Source organism: Moritella sp. F3 (assembly GCF_015082335.1).
GTDB lineage: Bacteria > Pseudomonadota > Gammaproteobacteria > Enterobacterales > Moritellaceae > Moritella.
Genome location: NZ_BLRL01000002.1, coordinates 1 through 24,800, shown reverse-complemented (window position 1 = coordinate 24,800; position 24,800 = coordinate 1). Strand labels below are relative to the sequence as shown.

Sequence of the window (24,800 nt, the reverse complement as noted above, 5' to 3'; positions counted from 1 at the left end):
CGCAGCATCATGTGCTTAACCTGTCGTGGGTTAAGCTAATTAAATAATGTAAAAGGTATTGTGAGACTTATGACTGTTAAGACTCGTTTTGCACCTAGCCCAACTGGCTACTTGCACGTAGGCGGCGCACGTACAGCGCTTTATTCTTGGTTACATGCAAAAAGCCAAGGTGGTGAATTTGTATTGCGTATCGAAGATACTGATTTAGAGCGTTCTACTCAAGAAGCGGTTGACGCGATCTTAGAAGGCATGAAATGGGCTGGTCTGGATTGGGATGAAGGTCCGTATTTCCAAACTCAACGTTTCGATCGTTACAACGAATTAGTTGATCAACTACTTGCAGAAGACAAAGCATACAAATGTTATTGTTCACGTGAGCGTCTTGATGAATTACGTGAAAAGCAAATGGCTGAAAAAGAAAGCCCACGTTACGATGGCAAATGTAGCCATGGTGACATTGCTGACACGGGTGCTGATTTCGTTGTGCGTTTCCGCAATCCGAAAGAAGGTTCTGTTATCGTTGATGACAAGATCCGTGGCAAAGTTGAATTTGCTAATAAAGAATTAGATGATCTGATCATCCGCCGTACAGACGGTTCACCAACATACAACTTCTGTGTTGTTGTTGATGACTGGGATATGGGTATTACTAATGTTGTTCGTGGTGAAGATCACCTGAACAATACACCACGTCAAATCAACATCCTAAAAGCACTAGGTGCGCCAGTTCCACAGTACGCTCACGTTGCAATGATCTTAGGTGATGACGGCGCTAAACTATCTAAGCGTCATGGCGCTGTAGGTGTGATGCAATACCGTGATGACGGTTACCTACCTGAAGCACTACTAAACTATTTAGTACGTTTAGGTTGGTCACATGGCGATCAAGAAATCTTCAGCACTGAAGAAATGATCAAACTGTTTAGCTTAGACGATGTAAACAAAGCGCCTTCAGCGTTTAATACAGAGAAGCTACAATGGGTAAACCAACATTACATTAAAACACTAGCACCTGAATATGTTGCAACTCACCTAGAGTGGCACATGGCAGACCAAGGCATCGATACGACTAACGGTCCAGCACTAGCTGAAATCGTTAAAGTACTTGCTGAACGTGCTAAGACACTAAAAGAACTTGCGACTTCTAGCCGTTACTTCTTTGAAGACTACGCTGAATTTGATGCAACTGCGGCGAAGAAACACTTACGCCCAGTAGCTAAAGAAGCGCTAGTTAAAGTTCAAGAAAAACTAGCTGCGATTGCAGATTGGAGCGATGCTGAAGTATTACATGCTGCAATTAACGATACTGCGACTGAGCTTGAAGTGGGTATGGGTAAAGTTGGTATGCCTCTACGTGTTGCTATTACTGGTGCCGGTCAATCACCGTCATTAGATGTAACATTAAAGCTTATCGGCAAAGAACGTAGCCTTGCTGGTATCGACAAAGCGTTAGCATTTATTGCTGCACGTGAAAACGCCTAACGGTGTGTAAATAATATACTTTCTGTCGTTTGGTCTTAATTTTTTATTGTAGATATTGACACCAAAACGGCAGATGCATATTATCCCTGCAGTAGCGCAAGCTGCTGTAGAAATGGGGCCATAGCTCAGTTGGGAGAGCGCGACACTGGCAGTGTCGAGGTCATCGGTTCGATCCCGTTTGGCTCCACCATTTCTACTTCTTCAATCTAGTTCATCAATTTCATTCTATTCCGATTCCAGATTCATTTTTTACCATTCTAAACTTCTCTATTGTTTATATTTTAGCGACTGCATCCATATAATATGATTAGTGTTTCTATCAAGTTAAGGTTATATTCATCTATCACGTCGTAGAATGTCAGCGACGATTAGCCCCTGTGGCACCTTATATGAGTAACTATGAAACTAATTCTAAACGAAAATAGCCAAATGCGTAATTTGGTGATGATAGCGGCGGTGATCATTATTCTCGGTGGTATTAAAATAGCCACACCGATTATTATCCCATTCTTACTGGCGATATTTATTGCCATTATCTGTAATCCATTGGTCGAGTTGATTACGCGTTGCCGTATACCTCGGGCAATTGCTATTTTTGTTGTATTGATTATTGCCATCCTGATTGGCCTTACTATTACCAGCGTGATTGGTTCAAGCGTGCAGCAACTTACCAGTAATATCGGCGACTACCAAAGTCAAATCAAAGGGCACTACGGCGATTTAGTGGTGTTCTTAAATAAATACAATATTCAAATATCATCAGATACTTTATTAGAATACTTTAACCCTGGTACGGCGGTTACTATGGTATCTAGCATGGTGAGCAGCTTATCTGGGGTGATGGCTAATATTTTTCTGATCTTGTTAACGGTTGTATTTATGCTGTTTGAAGGTGATGTATTACCGAAGAAATTACATTTAATGTTCAAAGACCCTGATTTTAAATTAGCCCAGTTAGATAAGTTTTTAGATTCGGTGAACAAGTACGTCGCGATCAAAACTTTAGTCAGTATTGCGACAGGTATTTCAGTTGGTTTAATGCTGTTTATAATGGACGTTGATTTCTATCTGTTATGGGGATTGATTGCCTTCCTACTTAACTACGTACCTAATATCGGTTCTTTAATTGCTGCTGTACCGGCGGTGATCTTAACTACCTTACAACTCGGTTTACCACAAGCTGGTGCGGTCGCTGCTGGTTATGTGACGATTAATTTGATCATGGGTAACGTTGTTGAACCTCGCTTCATGGGCAAAGGGCTTGGATTATCAACCTTAATTGTTTTCTTATCATTAATCTTCTGGGGCTGGTTACTTGGCCTTGTCGGTATGTTACTCGCTGTACCACTGACGATGATTGTGAAAATTGGTTTAGAAACCATTAATGAGCAAAATTGGATGTCGATACTGATCAGTAGTGATGTCGATGTGAAAAAATAACCGAGCGGCTTGATCGCATTTTAGTGCTAATCAAGTATAATACGGTGAATTGAATAAAGGGATGTACAGTGTGCATCCCTTTTTGTTTTGTAAGATTAATTAAGGTGAATAAGATTGTGACTGTCGCTATGTCTGAGGCTGATGTGAAATTGCCGCTTGAATTTATTGATTTTTCTGCGGTTGCAGAAGATGCTTGTCGCTTGTTCCATGGTCGTGGCCATACGTATGCTGGTTTTGAGCATATGAACATTGATTGGTTGTCACCAGTTGCACTTATTACGTTATACAAAGAAGAAGAAAACGAGTATTTGATGCTGCTAGCTGAAGCGCTACAAGCACAACTTGGCGAGCAGTGTAAAACGGTTTTAGTGCAATTCCGTTGTCGTGAACGCGCGCCGACATCATTATTCCTTGGTGAAGAGTGTAATCGTACTGAAATTACTGAAAATGGCATGACCTTCAATCTTGAGTTTGGGCGTGCGCAAAACACTGGCTTGTTCCTTGATATGGCCAATGGCCGTCAGTGGGTTAAAGAGCAGTCTGAAAATGCTAACGTATTGAACTTGTTTTCTTATACGTGTGCTTTCTCTGTGGCCGCATTAGCGGGCGGGGCAGATAAAGTGATGAATGTTGATCTTAGCCGCACATCACTGACGATGGGTCGTGATAATCACCGCAGTAACGGTCATGATCTTAAGAAGGTTAAATTTGAAGGTGTTGATATCTTTAAATCATATGGCCGTTTACGTAAGCATGGTCCTTATGATTTGTTAATTTCTGATCCACCGTCGTTCCAGAAAGGCAGTGTCGATATCAAACGTGATTACAGCAAGATCATTAAACGTATCCCGCAGTTAATGAAGCCGGGTGGTAAAGTGATGTTATGTTTGAACGCTCCTGAATTGGGTGAGCAGTTCTTATTTGATAATGTTGCTGAGCATTGCCCTGATTGCGTGTTCCAAGAACAACTGCCAACACCAGCTGTGTTTAAAGAAGCTGAAGCGGGCAAAGGCCTTAAAGTATTAATCTTCATTTACTCGCCAAAAGCGGAGTAATTGATATCAGCCTGTCGTTTTAACTATTACGCTAAAACGACAGGCTAAATTAGTCATTTTCACGCTAATTAGTGTAATTTCGATATCAAAGCTCCCCTTTACATTATTTTCTTTGTTTCTTTAAACTCAAATTTCCCTCAAAATCGGTGAATATTTATCACTTTAGCATCAAAACCCCTTTATATTACTTTTTGATATAACTTATATTAAGTTGTTCTATTTTGTTTATTATCGTTCAGTTTTAGTCAACTGGTTATGTTTTGAGGCCGTAGATCCTTTCTTATATCCTGCATTTGCTTTCATATGAAGAGCTGGTAACCAAAATGTTGATAAATAATTACAGAATGAATTTATTGACGAGGATCAATATTTTCATCGTGAACAACAAATATTGCGGACTTAAAATGCTGTGTTAGGATTAATACATGGACTGGGCAGAAGGTTGTTCCAGGGAAGTGTGATAAGCGGATTATCGATTATCGGCATATTTTAAAGATGTACTGTTAAGTACTATTAAGGTGGTTATGATGGACTATAATGAAAACGATTTATCGTATTATCAACTTCAAGACGAATTGAAACAAGAAATGGAAGCGGAACTACGTGACCAACTTGATGATGAAGCTGGCGTAAACTAATCTAACCGACAGGCTAGATTCGCGATAGCAAATTGATTATTAAAAAGCCTCTATTGAGGCTTTTTTTATGCCTTTTTTATGCCTTTCCTGATACCTCTACTTCACTTAACTTTTAAATCATCATGTTATACACAGGTTAGTATTATTTATGTATATACTCGCTTAGTTGTATTTCGCTTGTGCATAACTTTAAGCATAAAATACGTGTTGTGGACTAAATTAGTTATATTCCGCGATCGTTTTGTGAATAATTGACTTTTTTGTTAGGTTATCCACAGATTCTGTGGATAACCATGTGTGTTAACTTGAGGTGTCAGTGTAAGTCGTTGTATTCAAATGATTTTACTTAGTTGCATTTATATTTCATGAAAAATCAAGAAAAAATTAGAAATTAAATACAACTAAAGACTGAATAATTAAGTTGTTTTTGTTATATAAAATGGCCTCGCAGGACTCTTCAACGGCCTCTTTTAAATTTGAGATACAGGGGTTGAATATTCAGCTTTAATCGCCCTGAGCGCTATTGTGGACATCGTATGTAAATCAGTGTCGATGTTACGCAAATAAGTGTCAACAATCTTGGGTAACGAGACGCTATGCCATATATTAATTGTGAGTTAATTAATGAGGAAGAGCCTAAATATGAATAGCAGCAAATTATTTCAACAATTACTGAGCGAAGGTAAACAGCTATTAGAGAAAAATAGCGGTAAATTAAGCAGCCAAAATATCAATGTTGAATCAGCTAAAAAAATGGCATCAGGATTTGGTGGTGGACTTGTTTCAGGCGGTATCTTAGGTACTCTTTTAGGTAGCAAAAAAGGCCGTAACTATGCAGGTAAAGCGGCAAAAGTAGGCGGCGTAGCAGCGCTGGGTGGCGCGGCTTATTATGCTTATCAAAAGTGGCAATCAGATCAGAAGGTCGCTCCTGCAAGCCAGGCATCGAATCAGGTAAACTCGACATCATTCCAAAATCAGGCTGAATTAACTTCAGAGCCGGTATTACAGTGTAATACCGACTTGTTACTTGATGCCATGATTGGCGCTGCGAGAGCTGACGGACACATAGACGCTGAAGAACATCAAGCTATTATCATCAAGTTAAACGGCCTAGGTATCGATGATGGCACGAATCAACTCATTGAAGCTGCACTTGCGAAGCCATTGGATCCCGCTGCGTTAGCGGCAAGAATTACCTCGATAGAACAAGCCTGTGAAGTGTATTTAATTTCGTACGCGGTTATCGATGTTGACCACTTCATGGAAAAAGCATATCTGCAGGAATTAGAAAAACACTTGAATCTCCCGCCAGCGTTAATTCAAGAACTGAAACAGCAGCTTGGTGTATAGAGAACTGGAGGTATATTTACAGGGACAAAAAAGGCTCCCGAGGGAGCCTTAGTACACGTTTAACAGGTTTTCAAACTAGTTGCTTAATTGCTTAGCTTGAATTGCTGTTAGCGCGATTGTGTAAACGATATCGTCTACTAATGCGCCACGTGATAAATCATTTACTGGTTTACGCATGCCTTGCAGCATTGGACCAATAGAGATTAGGTTTGCAGAACGCTGTACCGCTTTGTAAGTTGTGTTACCAGTATTAAGATCTGGGAATACAAATACAGTCGCTTTACCAGCAACAGGGCTGTTTGGCGCTTTACTTTTTGCAACATTTTCCATAATAGCAGCATCGTACTGTAATGGACCGTCGATGATTAGATCTGGGCGACGTTCTTGTGCAAGTTTAGTTGCTTCACGCACTTTCTCTACATCACTACCTTGGCCAGATGAACCAGTTGAGTAAGAGATCATAGCAACGCGAGGTTCAATACCGAACGCTTTAGCAGAATCAGCAGATTGAATTGCGATATCAGCTAGTTGGTCAGCATTTGGATCAGGGTTAATTGCACAATCACCGTACACTAACACTTGATCTGGTAGCAACATAAAGAAGATCGAAGATACTAGGTTTGAACCCGGTGCCGTTTTGATCAACTGTAGTGCTGGACGGATTGTGTTTGCTGTCGTGTGAACGGCACCAGATACAAGACCATCAACTTCAGCTTGTTCTAACATCATAGTCGCAAGAACAACACTATCTTGTAGTTGTTCACGTGCTACTACTTCAGTAAGGCCTTTCGCTTTACGCAGTTCAACCATAGGAGCAACATATTTTTCACGACATGTTACTGGATCTACAATTTCAACACCGTCACAAAGCACGATACCTTGGCTTTCTGCAACACGTTTAATTTCAGCAGGGTTACCCACAAGTACTGGGATCGCGATACCGCGTTCAGCACAAATGTTAGCCGCTTCAATTGTACGTGGTTCTTCACCTTCAGGAAGAACAACACGTTTCTTCGCTTGACGTGCTAATTCTGTTAACTGGTAACGGAATGCAGGTGGTGATAGACGACGAGTACGCTGTGTACCAACTGTTAACGTTTCAATCCATTGCTTGTCGATATGACTTGCGATGTATTCTTGAACCGCTTCGATGCGCTGTTTGTCATCTGCAGGGATATCAAGATTGAAGTTTTGAAGCGTTAATGCAGTCTGCCAAGTGTTTGTCGGCGTCAACATGATTGGTAAACCAGTTGCCATCGCTTGTTGACAAAGTTTTAATACGCTTTCGTCTGGACGAACATCACCAGTTAATAGTAATGCGCCAACTTTGACGCCGTTCATTGCAGCAAGACATGCAGCAACAATAACGTCAGCACGATCGCCAGAAGTAACTAATAAGCCACCTGGACGGAAGTGCTCAAGCATGTTCGGGATAGAACGTGCACAGAAAGTGATACCCACTAGACGACGTTCTTCGATTTCGCCTTCGTTTAGGATTTCAGCATTTAAGTGTTTAGCTAGATCTTTTGCACGTGGTGCAATTAGCTCTGCGCTCCATGGGATACAACCCAGGATAGGCATTGGGCTTTTGCCAAATACTTGTAGCACTTCTAGGTTATGGCTAGCATTACCTGTGTTTGCTTCAAACATTTCTGCAAGATCTGGACGGCTACGACCAGCTTCATCAAGTGGTGCGCCAACTTTGTTGATCACACAACCAATGATGTTTTTGTTTTTGCTGCCGCCGAAGTTAGAACAAGCGATCTCTAAACGATCTTTAAGTTGTTCTGAAGAATCTGTGCCAGGGTTAGTCACAAATACCATTTCAGCGTCAAGTGCTTTAGCGATGTTGTAGTTAACATCGTTAGCAAATGGCTGTTTTGATGTTGGTACTAGACCTTCAACAACAACGATTTCAGCATCAACCATGTGCGATTCGAAACGTTCAACGATATCTTCAAGAAGTACGTCAGTTTTACCAGCACCGATTAATTTTTCAGCGTGTGATAAAGTGAACGGTGTTGCAGGTGATGCATTCGTTCCTTGACGGATAATTTCAGTTGAAAGCTCTGGACCTTTTTCGCCTTGGCGAGGTTGAGCAACAGGTTTGAAAAAGTTAACGTTTAGGCCGTTGCGTTCAAACGCACGAACCATACCTAGACTAACAGAAGTTACGCCTACGCCTACGCCAACTGGGATAAGCATTATAGTGCGAGCCACTAGCGTCCCCTTATATTGGGATTGAGAAGAAAGAAAGGTGCAGTCACACCTTTCTTATAAAAGTTAAACTTAGTTAAGTTAACTAGCTAATTAGATTAAGCTTACTGCGTCTTGTGCAATAACTAGTTCTTCATTAGTAGAGATAACCATAGCTTTAATTTTACTGTTTGCTGTAGTGATTGTACCTTCAGAACCGAAACGTGCAGCTGTATTTGCAGTTTCATCTACTTCGATACCGAAGATAGAAAGTTGGTTAAGAACTAGTGAACGGATAACGTCAGAGTTCTCACCGATACCACCAGTAAATACGATAGCGTCGATACGGCCTAAAGCAGCTGCGTATGAAGCGATGTATTTAGCTAGACGGTAGCAAGAAAGTTCCATTGCGCGTACTGCGCCAACTTTACCTTCAGCATGGCCATCTTCGATAGCACGGCAATCGCTAGAAATTTCAGACACACCTAGTAAGCCACTTTCGTTGTTCAGCATGCTGTTAACTTCAGCAAGTGTGTAGTTACACTGTGTAACAAGGTGGTTGATGATGCTTGGGTCAAGATCACCACTACGCGTACCCATTACTAGACCTTCAAGTGGAGTCATACCCATGCTTGTGTCTACTGATTTACCATCTTTAATTGCACAAACAGAAGCGCCGTTACCAAGATGACAGTTGATGATGTTAGTTTCTTCAACTTTTTGACCAAGAAGCGCAGCAGCTTCACGACCAATGAATAGATGGCTAGTACCGTGCATGCCGTAACGACGGATGCCATTGTCGCGGTATAGTTTGTATGGTAAAGCGTATAGGTATGCTTTTTCAGGCATAGACTGGTGGAACGCAGTATCAAATACAGCAACTTGTGGTAGTGTTGGGAATGCAGCTTGTGCAGCACGGATACCGATTAGGTGAGCCGGGTTGTGAAGCGGTGCTAAAGTTGCACAGTCTTCGATGCCTTGCATTACTGATTCATCAATGATTACTGATGAAGTGAATTTTTCGCCGCCGTGAACAACACGATGACCGATAGCTACAATAGCATCGCTCATTTCTTTTTGGTCTTTAAGAATGTTATTTACAATGTACGCTACAGCTTCTTTATGTGAAGCGCCTGCGCCTAGATCGGCAGTGCCTTTGTTGCCGTCAAGTTTCCACTTGATACGTGCATTTTCTAAATTAAAGCATTCAGCAAGACCAGATAATTTTTCATCACCTGATACTGAATCAAGAACTGCAAATTTAAGAGAAGAGCTACCACAGTTTAGAACTAGAACGAGTTTATTCATGCGTAAAAACCTATTATGAAATAATCAATAAAATAACTGATAACAATACCTAGCGATTTTCGCTCTGGTATCGTATCTTTATTAAAGCAAAGAGATTGTCTGTGCTTAGCAAATTGGCTGACACTGTCATTTTTACGTACGATGTCGTAGTTGATACGACGAATGTTCGTTACTAAATATCCATCTTAAAAAAATGACAACTTGTTAAAACTGTGAGTTGTGTCACTCACATTTTCCCTTAAAGTGTTAACTGCTTCATAGTTTACTTGCAATGGGACGATATCTCAAAGTATATTTGTAATAAAGTTGATCTAAACCATTAACGTGACATTCATATACTATTTTACCTGTACCACGACATAGTGTATGGTTTGAATTATAGATAATTTATCTTTTTATGGGAGGATGCTGATGGGTGTGTTTAAAGATACGCTTTATAAAGGTCAACATTATATGACGCGTTGGCCGATGAAAAAAGAATTGGCAGCCCTTTTTCCTGAAAATAGAATTATTGCTGCGACTCAGCTTGGCTTTAAGACAATGCCGCCATTAGCAATTTTAACGGTAATGATGCAATACCTTTATGGTAATATGCAACAATTGCCAGCAAGTATTGCGATTGCATTATTATTGATTACTTTACCGATGCAGGGTTTGTATTGGTTAGGCAAACGTTCTAGCGAGCTATTACCTGTTTCACTTGCGACTTGGTATCGAGAGTTATATCAAGGATTAGTGACGCAAGGTTGCGAACTTGAACCTGCAGCAAAAAATCCACATTACAGTGAATTGGCTGACATTTTAGAAAGTGCATTTAAGCGGATGGACAAAGCCTTTATGGCAAAATAAGACATGGTCTTAAAGATAGCCTAAAAGTAAATACCGATATTAGCGATAATACCGGTATTTTTTTGTCTGAAAAACGAGTCGTACGCTAACCGAAATAGAATAATTATAATCGACTAGCTAAGCGGTACGTTTATACAGGGTGATATTAAAGTCTAACGTAAGGGTTAAGTCAGCCGCGTAGAGCGCTGCTTTTTGCTCATCATTCATTTTCCACGCCAGCGGCGTCATTTCTAATAAGTTCTTGCTGTCTTTGGCTTGCGTAAGAGTGATCACATCCGTTAAACGCTGTTGTTCAATCACGTCAAATCCTGCAATGTCTTCCACCGTCATGTCATGCTTTTCAGGTGTTTGATAAATCTTTTGTTTTAACTCAAACAAATGCTCAGCAGCAGGCGTTACTGTGATTAAGTAACCGTCAACTTTGACAATACGGGCTAGTTCAGCATCTTGTGATGGCGCGTAAATACGTGTGACTAAATCTTGGCTGGCATCAGCAAAAGGAGTCGCGTACGCGCTTGCCACACAAAAGCTAATACTCTTATAGCGTTTTGCCGCATAGCGGACCGCTGATTTAGAAATATCCAGCCCCGCGATTTGTGGTATGGCATTGCTAGTTGTATCAGAATTAGACATTACTTGCGCTAAGCGGTGGGTGTAATAACCTTCGCCACAACCTAGGTCAAGGATGTTCGGGGCTTCAACAGTGCTTAACGCCTGCTTAGCAATGCTATTGACCTTATCCGACAGAGATTGATAGAAGCCTTGATCGAGAAACTCACGACGCGCTTGCATCATTTCTTTGTTATCACCAGGGTTTTTCGATTTTTTGTTTTGTACCGGCAGTAAGTTTACGTAACCTTCTTTTGCGAGATCAAATTGATGGCGTTGCTCGCAAGCGAGACTTTTATCTTGCAGGGATAATGGACCCGCGCAGATAGGGCAAAGGTAGGTAGGGCAAAAGTTGTTCATGTGATCTCATTATTCTGATGGCGATTAGCAAAAAGGCTAAAACAAAAAACCGATCATAGCATAGAGCTAGGATCGGTTTGAAATAGAATTCTGTTCGGACCATTAATAAATTACATTATCTTTATATTCTAATAAGATAGCTTGAATGCGGTCCATGGTGTCTTTGCTTGGCGGCGGCACACCGTCAAGGGGGTAATCAAAGCCCATTGTTTTCCATTTGTGCAGGCCTAATTCGTGATAAGGCAGCAATTCTACTTTTTCAATATTATTCATGTGTTGAATAAACTTACCTAATTCATGTGCAGATGCATCATCATCGGTAAAACCTGGTACCACAACATAACGGATCCATGTTTTTTGATCGCGCTTGGCTAAGTACTCGGCAAATTCAAGGGTACGTTTATTACTGACGCCAGCGAGTTCTTGGTGGATCTTGTCGTTCATTTGCTTTAGATCAAGCATGACTAAATCACTGACATCGAGCACTTCATCAATAACATCGGTGTATTTACGAATATAGCCGTTGGTATCTAAGCAAGTATTAACACCTTCAGCTTGGGCCGCGATGAAAAAATCACGGACAAACTCAGGTTGGAGCATTGCTTCACCACCTGATGCAGTGACACCACCACCTGTAGCGAGCATAAATGCCTTGTATGAAACCAGTTCACGCATTAATTCATCAACGGTGGTTTCTTTACCTGAATGTAAATCCCATGAATCACGGTTGTGACAATACAAGCAACGCATTAAGCAGCCTTGCATGAAAACGATGTAACGAATACCTGGTCCATCTACAGAGCCAAAAGATTCGGTAGAATGAATGCGTCCGACAGTGCTACATAACTCAGTAGAATCAATAGGCTTAATAAGCGACATAATATCTCCAAACGATAGGGCTATATGACTATTATAAATGTAAAATCGATTATAAATACAAAAGCCTTACATGTGTAAGGCTTTTATTTCTTGGTAGGATTAAAACAACCGTAGTCGTTTTATCCTACTATTCCGACAGTCTTAGAATGATTGTTGGAATGTACGTGTAATCACGTCTTGCTGTTGCTCAGGTGTTAGCGAGTTGAAGCGTACCGCGTAACCAGACACACGAATGGTCAGTTGTGGGTATTTTTCAGGGTGCTTAACAGCGTCAAGTAGCATTGAACGATCCATCACGTTTACGTTTAAGTGCTGACCACCTTCAATTACACTGCTGTGCTTGAAGTAACCATCCATTAAACCAGCTAGGTTAGTACGACGGATATCGTCTGTTTTACCTAGTGCGTTTGGTACGATAGAGAAAGTATAAGAGATACCATCTTTTGCGTATTCAAACGGTAGTTTTGCAACTGAAGTTAGCGCAGCGATCGCGCCTTTCTCATCACGACCATGCATTGGGTTTGCACCCGGTGCGAATGGTGCGCCTGCTTGACGGCCATCTGGTGTTGTACCTGTTTTCTTACCGTATACAACGTTAGATGTAATCGTTAGTACAGACTGCGTTGGTTTCGCATCACGGTACATTTTGTGGCTAGCAACTTTCTTCATGAAAGTTTCAACAAGGCTACAAGCGATATCATCGACACGTGCATCGTTGTTACCAAATTTAGGGTAGTCACCTTCGATTTCAAAATCAGTAGCAATACCATTCTCATCACGAATCGGTTTAACTTTCGCGTATTTGATTGCAGAAAGTGAATCAGCTGTAACAGATAGACCCGCAATACCACATGCCATTGTACGTTCAACGTCACGGTCATGTAATGCCATTAGTGATGCTTCATACGAGTATTTGTCGTGTGAATAGTGAATTGAGTTAAGTGCAGTAACATACGTTGTTGCTAACCAATCCATCATTTTGTCTAAACGTGCTGCTACGTCTTCGTAATCAAGCACATCATCTGTGATCTTGTCTACAACTGGACCAATTTGTACTTTTAGTTTTTCATCTACGCCGCCATTGATTGTATATAACAATGCTTTAGCAAGGTTACTACGTGCGCCGAAGAACTGCATTTGTTTACCAACAATCATTGGTGATACACAACAAGCAATTGCATAGTCATCATTGTCGAAATCGGTACGCATTAAATCATCATTCTCGTACTGGATTGATGAAGTATCAATTGATACTTTCGCACAGTAGCGTTTGAAGTTTAATGGTAGGTTTTCAGCCCACAATACCGTGATGTTTGGCTCTGGTGAAGGACCCATAGTGTATTGTGTGTGTAGTACACGGAATGATGATTTAGTTACTAATGAACGACCATCTGTACCCATACCTGCGATAGTTTCTGTAGCCCAGATTGGGTCACCAGAGAATAGCTCATCGTATTCAGGTGTACGTAGGAAACGTACCATACGTAGTTTCATTACTAGGTGGTCAATCATTTCCTGAGCGTCAGTCTCAGTAATGATACCTGCTTGTAAATCACGTTCGATGTAAACGTCTAAGAAAGTCGTTACACGGCCAAAGCTCATTGCTGCGCCATTTTGTGATTTAACTGCAGCAAGGTAGCCGAAGTAAGTCCACTGAATAGCTTCTTTCGCGCTTGTTGCTGGACCAGAAATGTCGAATCCGTAAGTTGCCGCCATCGTTTTGATGTCGTTTAGTGCACGATACTGCTCTGAAATTTCTTCACGTAAACGCATTGTTGCTTCTAGGTCTTCACCAGAGTAGAACTTCGCTTCTAATGATTTTTGTTGTGCAAATTTGTCCTTCATTAGGAAGTCGATGCCGTATACAGCAACACGACGGTAATCACCAATGATACGACCACGGCCATATGCATCTGGTAAACCCGTTAAGATACCTGACTTACGACATTTCATGATGTCGCTTGTATAAACGTCAAATACACCTTGGTTGTGCGTTTTACGGTATTCAGAGAAGATTTTAGCTGTTACTGGATCAAGTTCTTTGCCATATGCTTTACAAGAACCTTCAACCATACGGATACCGCCATTAGCGATAATTGCACGCTTTAATGGTTTCTCAGTTTGTAGACCAACAATTGTTTCTAAACCTTGATCGATGTAACCAGCGGCATGAGAAGTAATTGTTGATGGTACTGAAGTATCAAAATCAAGCGGCGCGTGTGTGCTGTTCTCGATTTTGATGCCTTCCATGACATTGTTCCAAAGCGTATCAGTTGCTTCAGTTGCGTCAGCTAAGAAAGACTCATCACCAGTAAATTCTGTGTAGTTCTTCTGGATGAAGTCACGTAAGTTAACTTCGTTTGTCCATTCACCAGTAGTGAAACCTTGCCAAGCTTGATCAAATATTGTTTGTTCAGTCATAAGTACACCTAATCTATTAATATTCTAAAAAATGTAATTTCAAAGTTTGTTATCTGTTATTACTAACAGATATTAAGATTCTTTTTTACAGTAGATAGCCCAGTAAGTAAGGCCAACTAATACGCCACCACCAATAATGTTGCCAATGGTGACCGGAATAAGGTTATTAAATACAAAGTTAGATAATGTTAAATCGGTAAAATCTGCTGGGTTAGCGCCAGTTGCTAGCCAAAACTCTGGGCCAGAAAAGTTCGCAATAACATACCCGAGTGGGATCATAAACATGTTAGCAATACTGTGCTCGTAGCCTGATGCAACGAACATGCTGACAGGTAATGCCACGGCAATAAACTTGTCAGTAATTGAGCGCGCAGCGAAGCTCATCCATACCCCAAGGCAAACAAGTAGGTTTGCAAGGATGCCGAGTGTGACAGCTTGAATAAAGGTATGGTGTAATTTGTGTTGGGCAATCTTCATGGCATTGATGCCCCAAGCACCATCAGCAACGAGATGCTGTTTTGCTAAAAACATTAATAAGACAAAGAAGATACAACCAACAAAGTTACCAGCATAAACAACGGCCCAGTTTTTCGCTAATTGCAGTGTCGTAATTTTGTTATTAGCACGGGCAATAATAGTCAGAATTGAACTAGTGAAGAGCTCACCGCCGCAAACAACGACAAGTAATAGACCAAGGCTAAAAGCAAATCCGCCCATGAATTTTTTTAAACCATAAGCAACATCGGTGGTACCGGTTGTGACTGTAGTATAGAAGGCAAACGCGATGGAGATAAAGACACCGGCTGTGATTGCAAGCATGAAGGCTTGTCTAGGGGCTTTAGTTGCTTTTGCTACACCGATAGATTCTGCTTTAATTAGCAGTTCGGCTGGTAGAATTGCATCAAATGGGCTTACTGTTTTCATTGCTTAGTCTCAATAAATAACCTACGCACATTATTACCTAACTAGTGGTATTTATAAAGTGATCTAGATCAAATTTAGGTTGTTTTATGTTTTTTTATTACGAAAAGAACCAAGGTGGTACTTATTGCCCTTGGCTAAAGTGTAACTTAATTACACTTTTGCACGGTTGTCAAAACTTTATTTTAAATATAAAACAAAAGTTTAATGAACTATTTAAGTAAATTTAAACCATCACAAATACCAATATAGCGGTACTGGCTAGTGTTATCTATTGATGGTGTTAAATCCTGCGTTTATCTTTTAACTGGACGATAAGACCTAGTGTTGTCTTTAGCGTGGAGTTAATGACTAAATTTAAGTCGTTTTATGTTATCTGAATTGCTAATTTGTTATGTTAAGTGCTGTTTTTATGTTGCAGTCTTTAATCATAGTTTGAATTTAAGTGTTGCACATGACTTATATTGTTATAAAGCGTATTTAGGATGAATAGAATGAGTAGCAGTCCCACATTAGACATCAAGAATTTACATAAATCATTTGGTGACAATGAAGTCTTAAAAGGCATCGACCTGACTGCGAATAAGGGAGATGTAATTTCGATCATCGGTTCTTCGGGATCGGGTAAAAGTACATTCTTACGCTGCATTAATTTGTTAGAAATGCCAACGTCGGGTGATATCTCGGTCAATGGCGAATTAATCGAGATGATGACGGACCGTGACGGTAACCGCAATATAGCCAATAAAAAGCAAGTTCAACGTATTCGTTCCCGTTTAGCGATGGTGTTTCAGGGTTTCAATTTATGGTCGCACATGACGGTCATTGAAAATGTGATTGAAGCACCAATTCATGTTTTAGGGCTCTCGCGCAGCGATGCATTGGCGAGTGCAGAACAATATCTTAAGAAAGTTGATTTGTGGGAAAGAAAGGACTATTACCCAAGTCAGCTATCTGGTGGCCAAAAACAACGTGTTGCAATTGCGCGTGCATTAGCGGTTGAGCCGGAAGTATTGTTATTTGATGAACCTACTTCAGCGTTAGATCCTGAACTCGTCGGTGAAGTATTACGTGTGATGCAAAGTCTGGCTGAAGAAGGTCGCACTATGTTAGTGGTTACGCATGAAATGGCGTTTGCACGGGATGTATCGACTAAGGTTATCTTTTTACATCAAGGTCAGATTGAAGAGCAGGGCGATCCAAAAGAACTGTTCGATAATCCAAAATCAGAGCGTGTGAAGCAGTTTTTAGCACCTAAGTATTAAGAGCTAGCACCTAAGTATTAATAGTGAACACCACAATTAATACTTAAACAATAATTAAAAAGAAATAACAAACAACACAACAAGGGTCATTGATTGACCCAATTATAATAATAGGGAAATATGTATGAAAAAATTAGCGACTGTCATTGCAACAAGCTTATTACTTTCTTCAGCTGTGGTAGCGAAAGAATGGACTGATGTGCGTTTAGGTGTTGATGCACCTTATAAGCCGTTTGAATACAAAACGCCAGATGGCGAGCTAACCGGTTTCGAAATCGATTTAGGTAATGAAGTGTGTAAGCGCGCTAATTGGAACTGTACTTGGGTAGTACAATCTTGGGACGGTATTATCCCTGGTTTATTATCACGTAAGTACGATGCTATCTTCTCATCAATGTCGATTACTGATGCACGTAGAAAACAAGTTCTGTTCTCTGAACCTTACTACAATACGCCAAGCGGTTGGTTTGCAGCGTCAGACTTTAAACTGGATGTAACAGATAAAGCAGCCTTTAAAAAACTTCGTATTGGTGTACAGCGTGGCACAGTGCAAGATACGCATGTAACTGAAGAATATGCTAAAAACAACACTATCAAGCGTTATAATACCAGCGGTGATTTATTGCTAGATCTTGAAGGCGGTCGTTTAGACATGGTATTACTGGATTTCCCAGTTGGTGATACGACGTTATTGATCCCAGAAAAGAAAGGTGCTTTTGCAGCAGTCGGTGATACATTTCAGCTAGGTGAAGGCATGGGTGTTGCATTGCGTAAACGTGATAAGTCACTTGCTGCAACATTCAATAAAGTATTAGCCGAAATCAAAACAGATGGTACATACGAAACTATCCAAGCTAAATACTTCAGCTACAGCATTAAAATGTAGTTTCTTTATCGTCGCGCATTAGCGTGTGACGATAATAAAAATGGGCGCGACTCTTTGTGGCATTCTGTTATGAGCTAAGGCGATTAACGAGGGCTGTTCACGAAGGGGTTCGTCCACTGCTTTCTGGGAATATTATGTTAGATCTTCAAGGTTATGGCCCTAGTATTTTTAATGGCGCTATATTAACCGTTAAACTTGCCATTTTTTCATTAATTATCGCGGTGTTACTCGGGTTGATCACCGCTGTTGCACGCTATTCTGGCGGTAAAATTTCTTCTGCTCTTGCACTTACTTACACGAGTTTGGTTCGTGGTGTACCTGATCTCGTGCTTATGATGCTGATTTATTTTGGTTTGCAAGTTGGCTTGAATAATTTTTCAGAGTGGTTGTATGAATTACATGAAACTTACGCCATCAATGAATTTTATATTGAACAAGGCTGGTTAACCTTATCGGCGTTTTATGAAGATGGTATGTATATAACTATCGATGAATTTAGTGCGGGCGTGGTAACGATTGGCTTTATCTTTGGTGCTTACATGGGCGAGACATTCCGTGGTGCATTATTATCTGTTGATAAAGGCCAGTTAGAGGCGGCTATAGCATATGGCATGTCTGATTGGCAAGTATTCCGTCGTGTGATGTTCCCACAAATGATGCGCTTTGCATTGCCGGGCATTGGTAATAACTGGCTAGTGCTGGTTAAAACAACCGCGCTGGTATCTGTAATTGGTTTGTCTGATATGGTCAAGCTCGCTAAAGAAGCGGCAATGACAACCTACGAACCGTTTTTATTCTTTATTCCTGTGGCATTTGTGTATTTAGCCATTACTACGGTGAGCGAGATTGTACTGAAATATTTAGAACGTCACTTTAGCAAAGGCGTAGAGGGTCATTAATATGTTAGATCAACTGGTTGCTTTGCTTGAGCAAAATGAAATGTTTACGCCGAATACCTTAAATGAATATTGGGATGGTACCGTATTGACGGTACAGCTGACGTTCTTGTCTGTGGTGATTGGTTTCTTTTTAGCGGTGCCGTTAGCGATCATGCGCACCAGTCAGTATGTGTGGTTATCGCGTAGCATTTGGTTATTCACTTATGTGTTCCGTGGTACGCCATTATTGATCCAGTTGTATATGATTTATTATGGCGTGACCATGATTGATGGTATCCAAGACAGCTCAATTTGGTTCTTACTTGAAGATGCGTTTTATCCTTGTCTGTTAGCGTTTGTATTAAATACGGCGGCATACAGTACCGAGATCATCCGTGGTTCATTAGTGACGACGGACAAAGGTGAGATTGAAGCTGCGCAAGCCTATGGGATGAATTATTGGCAGATATTACGCCGTATTATTTTACCGTCGGCGTTTCGTCGTGCATTACCTGCGTACAGTAATGAAGTGATCTTTATGCTGCATGCAACATCCATTGCCAGTGTGGTGACTTTAGTTGACATTACGGGTGCTGGTTACAATGTGTATTCCCGTTTTTATGCCCCGTTTGAAGCATTCACCTTTGCTGGCGGTATTTACTTGTGTCTCTGCTTTGCTATTTTTGCGGTATTCAAACGCTTGGAAAAACGTGCGTTTAGACACTTAGCTTAAAGGTGCACTAGAGAGTTATAAATAGTAGGCCGTTGTGGATATCCACAACGGCCTTTGTGGTTTAGGGCATGAGCTAAAGGGTTTAACTAATGGGTATTAGCGCGTGTTAGCCACTTGCTGTTCAGTTAACTGGGTTTCGTTAATTTGATAACGCGATGCGAGTAAATAGGTGATGTAAAATTTATAAATGTTGTTTACATAATCCACTGTCTCTCTACCAATAACTTCTGCTGCAATCTTCTCGACATGATTAAACCAAATATTGGGGTTTAAGCCTTGTTTCACTGCTCGTTTTCTTAATCGAATTAACTTTGTTGGACCGGCGTTATAAGCGGCAAAACTGAGTAATAGCGAGTCGAGTTCTGTGATTTTTTCATGGCTAAAGTAACGCTGTTGCATAAAATGTAAATACTTCACTCCCGCATGAATATTACCGTCTACCTTGTTGATGTTTTTAATATTGACATAAGGCTCATTAGCCGTTGAAGGTAATACCTGCATTACCCCAACAGCGCCACGATGGCTAATGGCTTTTTGGTTAAGCCTTGATTCTTGATAGGCTTGAGCCAGAATAAGTTGCCAGTCGAACTGGTACTGTTTAGCGTATTTCTTAATGATTTTTTCGGTTTCTAAATAACGGTTTTCAAATTGTTGATGAATGACTTTTTTTAACCAGGGGTGTCTCACCAGGTAGCGGCGGTGCAAGATATTGCCGATCTTGGTGCCCTTTTTATGATTAGCGATAAACTGATTTAAGCTATTGGTTAACTGTGGCGTGTTATTTTGTACTGCCCATGTACTTGGAATGTGGCTGCCGACGCTTAATTCGGGGTGTATTTTTATATTTTTATATAAGCGTTTCCACAAACGTAAACTGTGATTCGAGATCATCGTCATGAATATTTTCTTATTGTTCACCATGGCTAAGATCTCGAAATCTTCAAGTTCGTCACTGACAATATGGATATAAATAGGTGGTTTGTTGAAGTAGGATAACTGCTTGTTGATGTGCTGTAATTGCTGATGGTAGATACTATTTCGGCGTATCCATATTTCTTTACCAGAGAGCTGCTTTATATCTTGATACGCACTTGTGGACTTATGGCTGACGAGCAATAACTGATGGTCGGTATAGATAGGCTCGGTATGCGTTACTTGATTCTGCTGGCGTAGTGGGGTCATTAGTGGACCGATGGCGATATCGCCATAACCTTGTGCGAGCAAGCTGACTATCTGGCTGCTTGGTACTGGAATAAACAGGATGTTTAGTTTTAACTTAGTATCTTTGAAGTGTTTTTGATTTAAGCGTTGTTCGTATTCACGCATCATGTCATAGGCGAGTCCACGTGGACGGCTTTGATAAATAAAATAATAAGCAGGGTGGTTCACCACAAGTACTTTTATCGTGCGTTTTGCTAATAGCTGGGGAAGGTCTTCAAAGCTCGGTTGACTATGAATATCAAGCTGCTGCTGGGCTATTGTATAAGGTAATGTTGGTGCCGGGAAGTGAGATATCGCATCAGGAACATGAGATTTTATATTAGCGGAATACTGGGCATTAGCAGGAGATATGTTCACTAAAACACATAAAATTAAGCTGTTTGCCGTTGCGCGTATCTTAGTCCACTGCATCGTCATGATTGCATCTGATATCTGAATGTCTGGGTAACATTAAGGTTAGACACATATTTTTAAAATGCGTTTTTGATATATTAAATAGCCTAGGAGCTAGCTCCTAAGCGATTGTCTTATATTGATAAATACAGCGTCATATTATTAACCAAACGTTGTCCAGATAGGCGCATGATCAGAAGGTTTTTCGATGCCGCGTAGTTCGTAGTCAACATCACTCTCAACCACTTTCGCGTTTAGCGTAGCGGTTGCTAAAATTACATCGATGCGCAGGCCTCGGTTGTCAGGGAAGCCTTTTGAGCGGTAATCGAACCAGCTGTAGCGGTCGCTTACTTCTGGCTTAATAGTGCGGAATGTATCGTGTAGACCAAACCCTTGCAGTTTTGCTAACCATTCACGTTCTTCTGGCTGGAAGCTACATTTACCAGTTTTTAACCAACGCTTGGCATTGGGTTCACCGATGCCGATATCTTTATCTGCAGGGGAAATGTTAATGTCGCCCATTACAATCACATCGTCTTCTGCTGTGTGGTTGTCGTTAAGGTAGATATTCAAATCTTGATAGAATTTACGCTTGTACGGATATTTCGTTTCATGGCTGATGTTTTCGCCTTGCGGGAAGTAACCGTTTAGTACCGTGATTGGTTTACCTGATGTTTGGTCAAACGTCACCATGATCATACGTTTTTGCGCTTCTTCATCATCAGTCGGGAAGCCGTACTGTACGTTAATAGCTTCAATGTCAGCGACCGTGCTTTTCTTCACCATCATAGCAACACCGTAATGGGCTTTTTGACCGTGGAAAAATACGTGATAACCCATTTCTTCAACGGCTGCTACAGGGAACATTTCGTTGTGTACTTTGATTTCTTGTAGGCCAATTACGTCAGGCGAATGCTTGTCTATAATCGCTTGTAATTGATGTAATCGAGCGCGAAGGCCGTTTATATTAAACGAAATTATTTTCATTGGTATTTAACCCTATATGATCTACAAAATTATCTAAAAACTTGTTATGCCATAGCATCTATTATTCATGCGTCAGTGGCGACTAATAACCTATGCATGTGAATAGATTAAACCTAGTGTTTATGACTATATCATGCGCACAGCTTAGGACATCATGATTTTAATATACTTAATTATTAGCTCTTCTTTTCTCATGCATACGTTGAATATTAAACTCTTTTCTCAGGTCTGCTTTACGCTCTGCTTGTTGCTCAGATAGCGGAAAGTTTTCTAATTCGATAAACGTATCTGATACTTTTTTGGTGATTTCTGGCCACGGACGTTCAATTTTAGTCAATAGTGCGAGGCAGACCTGAACTTTATTTAGCGCTGCACCGGTATTGAGTGGGGCGATAGACAACGCCGTTTCAAAGTGTTGCAGGGCAACTTCAAGATTACCTTCGGTAAACGCATCAATACCCAGTTTGTTGTGATGTTGAAATTTAATTTCTTTACTGTCTTCTACACCACTGATGTTCGCAAGTAATTTTTCGCTGTGTACATCGCCTTGTTGGAGGTAAGGTCTGAGTTTATCGGCAAGCTCAAACTCTTCTAATTCAGCCAGCAAGTTGACTAACTGTGGCCCTAACCATTCAGGCGTCTCTTCGGGTTCAACAAAGTAGGCTTCATTACTTTTCAGTAGGGTATTCTTGGCCTTAACTTGATTGCCTTTGACGTTATGAATTGACGCTAAGCTGTAACCTTCAAGCGCTAACAGCTCACCTTCTTCCACATAAGGGTGCTGCTGAGACGAACGGTGAAATAAACCGCTAATCTCTTGCAGCAAACGGCCTTGTTTAAAGCGATCTTCTTCGTGTTTCGCTACGAGTATGATCGCTTGCACATAGTTAATCAGATGTTGTGGGTTCTGATGTATGGTGTTCTTGGTTTGCATTAAAATAGCGAAAAAGGCTTCTTTGGCTATCGTATTCATATTGGTATCAAGGGCTAGTTCTGCTAATAAACCTTGGCGCTCTAATGACAAGTGTGAATGTTTGATTGCACGCTGCACTATGTCTAATGCTTTTTCTGTATCACCGCCATCTTTAAAGCATTGCGCTAACCAATCATAACCATCGAGTATCATCGGGTTATATTTAATGATTTCAGTTAATAGTGGAATGGCTTGCTGGTATTTTTTCTCTAGATAATAGACACGACCTAGCAATAGCTGCGCCTGAGTGTGTGGATGATCTTCTATAAAATCTTCCAAGATAGTACGAGCTTCGGCATACATTTCTTTTTCAATTAATAATTCTGCTTTAAACAAACGGCAGTAATTTCGGTAACGGGCAGAGTAGATGATCGCATTGTCACATTCTTCCATTGCTTGAGCGAAATCATTATTTTTAATCGCCTGGTAGATAGGTAGCAGAGCATCTTTTTTATTGAAGGCTTTTTGAATGCGTAAATTTAACTCATTTTGTGAAAATGGCTTCATCAAATAATCATCAGGCGTCATCTGAATTGCGCTTAATACAATGGCTTTGGAGTTATCACCGGTGACCAAGAAAAAGACGGTATGGATAGGTAGTAAATTATCCATCTTGAGTGCTTCAAATAGCTGTCGACCATTAATTCCAGAGCCAAGGTTATAGTCAACGAGTAATAAGTCAAAGGTGTCGTGACGACATAATTTTAACGCATCCTCAGCACTGCCGACATGGGTTACGTCTTTAGCACCAAAATTAATTAACATCGTTTTGAGCATGATCTGAAAAGCGCGTTGGTCATCAACAATGAGTACGCGTTTATTTCGATAGTCAAAATTCTTATTCATGTTTATTAAATACTCAAGCGTAATAGATAAGTTTAGGTGCTAATAATTAGCGTTAACCACAATAGCAGGTATGCATAATACTGTCTTGAGAGGTGCCTGATTTTGTTACGCTAAGCAGTAAACTGCATATTTTTTGTGCGACAAAAATAACGCGAGTTGATTCGGTATTACCTATCAATAACCACACTTTAAATGTGTATAAAATACTTTATGGCGCAGGGCTGTTAGCTTATAATGCGATAATTAAAGGTTGTAGTGATATTACAAGCTAATTTGTGAATTAAAATAAAGGATAATATGGGGTTTAGGGCGAAAGGTTTTACTCTCATTGAGATGACAATTGTTATTGTCATCCTTGCGATTATATCGGCAATTGCAGTACCAAAATTTGTTAACTTATCCGGAGATGCGAAAAAAGCTAAGATTGCCAGTGTTGCGGCTGAGTTACGAACCGCCATTGATTTGATTTATTATAAATCTTTGATTTTGGGTTTGGAAAATGAATGCCATGACGGTACTACTGACGAAGTCATCGTTGATGGTTTTTTAACTTGTGCAGGTTATCCAATAGGATATATCAGTTCGATTAAAAAACTGTTAAATCTGGATAATGATGATGGGTTTATTTTTAATAATACAACTTATAAAAATCAGCGAATATTAGCCATTTCATTGAATGATAGTTATTTTAACGAGGGCATGCTTGTCGACTCGAAAGGTAATATCGTGAATGCGGATGGTGATGTTTTAAGTGTAAACAAAGAAAAAGACATAACGATGAACTGCCAATTACTTTATCAGCCAATGAGTGTACATAAAGTAGTTGTTTTTGATGGCGATTGCTAATTCTCATGGCATTAATAAGGGCGTTATATACGCCCTTTTTAATATCTATGGTTTGTATAAAAGTGCATTTAATAGCATGTGCCATTTATAGATAAAAGTTAGTAATACAAAGGTTTATATGAAATTATATATTGGAATTGGATCTTTTAAGAAGAGTATATTTGAAGATTATTTAGATAGTATAGAGAGTGGTGGAGGGAGAAGGATTCGAACCTTCGAAGGCTGAGCCGTCAGATTTACAGTCTGATCCCTTTGGCCACTCGG

The 24,800-nt window shown here is 40.4% G+C and carries 19 protein-coding genes and 1 tRNA gene; 11 read left to right on the top strand and 9 right to left on the bottom strand.

Annotation, left to right across the window (positions count from 1 at the left end):
- Positions 1-69 precede the first annotated feature (69 nt).
- The 5 genes from gltX (at position 70) to JFU56_RS03275 (ending at position 5,965) form a co-directional block, all read left to right on the top strand.
- Complete coding sequence (gene gltX / locus JFU56_RS03295) at positions 70-1,482, top strand: glutamate--tRNA ligase (RefSeq protein ID WP_198435874.1); 1,413 nt, start codon at positions 70-72, stop codon at positions 1,480-1,482.
- A gap of 114 nt (positions 1,483-1,596) precedes the next feature.
- A tRNA-Ala gene (locus JFU56_RS03290) sits at positions 1,597-1,672 on the top strand.
- A 209-nt stretch (positions 1,673-1,881) separates the two neighbouring features.
- Entirely contained in the window at positions 1,882-2,922 is a 1,041-nt protein-coding gene (locus tag JFU56_RS03285) for an AI-2E family transporter (RefSeq protein WP_198435873.1), read from the top strand.
- A gap of 116 nt (positions 2,923-3,038) precedes the next feature.
- A complete protein-coding gene (locus tag JFU56_RS03280) occupies positions 3,039-3,977 on the top strand; it encodes a class I SAM-dependent methyltransferase (RefSeq protein WP_198436396.1) in 939 nt (312 codons plus the stop codon).
- Positions 3,978-5,257: 1,280 nt separating this feature from the next.
- Positions 5,258-5,965, top strand: a complete 708-nt coding sequence (locus JFU56_RS03275; RefSeq protein ID WP_198435872.1) for a tellurite resistance TerB family protein — start codon at positions 5,258-5,260, stop codon at positions 5,963-5,965.
- A gap of 75 nt (positions 5,966-6,040) precedes the next feature.
- Here the strand turns inward: JFU56_RS03275 and pta are convergent, their stop codons facing one another.
- Together pta and JFU56_RS03265 are read right to left on the bottom strand one after the other, a co-directional pair.
- Positions 6,041-8,170 (bottom strand): phosphate acetyltransferase, encoded by a 2,130-nt coding sequence (gene pta, locus JFU56_RS03270; RefSeq protein WP_206759240.1) that lies wholly within the window; start codon positions 8,168-8,170, stop codon positions 6,041-6,043.
- 105 nt (positions 8,171-8,275) lie between these two features.
- Positions 8,276-9,469 (bottom strand): acetate kinase, encoded by a 1,194-nt coding sequence (locus tag JFU56_RS03265; protein WP_198435870.1) that lies wholly within the window; start codon positions 9,467-9,469, stop codon positions 8,276-8,278.
- Positions 9,470-9,880: 411 nt separating this feature from the next.
- On the opposite strand from JFU56_RS03265, the gene yfbV reads away from it, so the two are divergent.
- Complete coding sequence (gene yfbV / locus JFU56_RS03260) at positions 9,881-10,318, top strand: terminus macrodomain insulation protein YfbV (RefSeq protein WP_198435869.1); 438 nt, start codon at positions 9,881-9,883, stop codon at positions 10,316-10,318.
- A gap of 117 nt (positions 10,319-10,435) precedes the next feature.
- Here yfbV and rlmA read toward each other — a convergent pair whose 3' ends face one another.
- The 4 genes from rlmA to focA form a co-directional block, all read right to left on the bottom strand.
- Positions 10,436-11,287, bottom strand: a complete 852-nt coding sequence (gene rlmA, locus JFU56_RS03255; RefSeq protein ID WP_198435868.1) for a 23S rRNA (guanine(745)-N(1))-methyltransferase — start codon at positions 11,285-11,287, stop codon at positions 10,436-10,438.
- A 102-nt stretch (positions 11,288-11,389) separates the two neighbouring features.
- Positions 11,390-12,166 (bottom strand): pyruvate formate lyase 1-activating protein, encoded by a 777-nt coding sequence (gene pflA, locus JFU56_RS03250; RefSeq protein ID WP_198435867.1) that lies wholly within the window; start codon positions 12,164-12,166, stop codon positions 11,390-11,392.
- Positions 12,167-12,307: 141 nt separating this feature from the next.
- On the bottom strand, positions 12,308-14,587 hold the full coding sequence (gene pflB / locus JFU56_RS03245; RefSeq protein WP_198435866.1) for a formate C-acetyltransferase: 2,280 nt from the start codon (positions 14,585-14,587) through the stop codon (positions 12,308-12,310).
- Between the two features lie 72 nt (positions 14,588-14,659).
- The gene (gene focA / locus JFU56_RS03240; RefSeq protein WP_198435865.1) at positions 14,660-15,511 is read right to left on the bottom strand and encodes a formate transporter FocA; all 852 of its coding nucleotides are present in this window, start codon (positions 15,509-15,511) and stop codon (positions 14,660-14,662) included.
- A gap of 491 nt (positions 15,512-16,002) precedes the next feature.
- On the opposite strand from focA, the gene JFU56_RS03235 reads away from it, so the two are divergent.
- From JFU56_RS03235 to JFU56_RS03220, 4 genes are all read left to right on the top strand, one after another.
- On the top strand, positions 16,003-16,773 hold the full coding sequence (locus JFU56_RS03235) for an ABC transporter ATP-binding protein (RefSeq protein WP_198435864.1): 771 nt from the start codon (positions 16,003-16,005) through the stop codon (positions 16,771-16,773).
- A gap of 124 nt (positions 16,774-16,897) precedes the next feature.
- On the top strand, positions 16,898-17,659 hold the full coding sequence (locus JFU56_RS03230; RefSeq protein ID WP_198435863.1) for a transporter substrate-binding domain-containing protein: 762 nt from the start codon (positions 16,898-16,900) through the stop codon (positions 17,657-17,659).
- A gap of 134 nt (positions 17,660-17,793) precedes the next feature.
- Positions 17,794-18,558, top strand: a complete 765-nt coding sequence (locus JFU56_RS03225) for an ABC transporter permease (protein WP_198435862.1) — start codon at positions 17,794-17,796, stop codon at positions 18,556-18,558.
- A 1-nt stretch (position 18,559) separates the two neighbouring features.
- Positions 18,560-19,270: an ABC transporter permease gene (locus JFU56_RS03220; protein ID WP_198435861.1), complete on the top strand. Its 711-nt coding sequence runs from the start codon at positions 18,560-18,562 to the stop codon at positions 19,268-19,270.
- A 96-nt stretch (positions 19,271-19,366) separates the two neighbouring features.
- Here the strand turns inward: JFU56_RS03220 and JFU56_RS03215 are convergent, their stop codons facing one another.
- From JFU56_RS03215 to JFU56_RS03205, 3 genes are all read right to left on the bottom strand, one after another.
- A complete protein-coding gene (locus tag JFU56_RS03215; protein WP_198435860.1) occupies positions 19,367-20,908 on the bottom strand; it encodes a lytic transglycosylase F in 1,542 nt (513 codons plus the stop codon).
- 138 nt (positions 20,909-21,046) lie between these two features.
- Positions 21,047-21,871 (bottom strand): exodeoxyribonuclease III, encoded by an 825-nt coding sequence (gene xthA, locus JFU56_RS03210; RefSeq protein WP_198435859.1) that lies wholly within the window; start codon positions 21,869-21,871, stop codon positions 21,047-21,049.
- 169 nt (positions 21,872-22,040) lie between these two features.
- Positions 22,041-23,690, bottom strand: coding sequence for a response regulator (locus JFU56_RS03205; RefSeq protein ID WP_198435858.1), 1,650 nt, complete (start codon positions 23,688-23,690; stop codon positions 22,041-22,043).
- A gap of 297 nt (positions 23,691-23,987) precedes the next feature.
- Between JFU56_RS03205 and JFU56_RS03200 the strand changes: the two genes are divergently transcribed.
- The gene (locus tag JFU56_RS03200; protein WP_198435857.1) at positions 23,988-24,536 is read left to right on the top strand and encodes a prepilin-type N-terminal cleavage/methylation domain-containing protein; all 549 of its coding nucleotides are present in this window, start codon (positions 23,988-23,990) and stop codon (positions 24,534-24,536) included.
- The last annotated feature ends 264 nt before the right edge of the window (positions 24,537-24,800 follow it).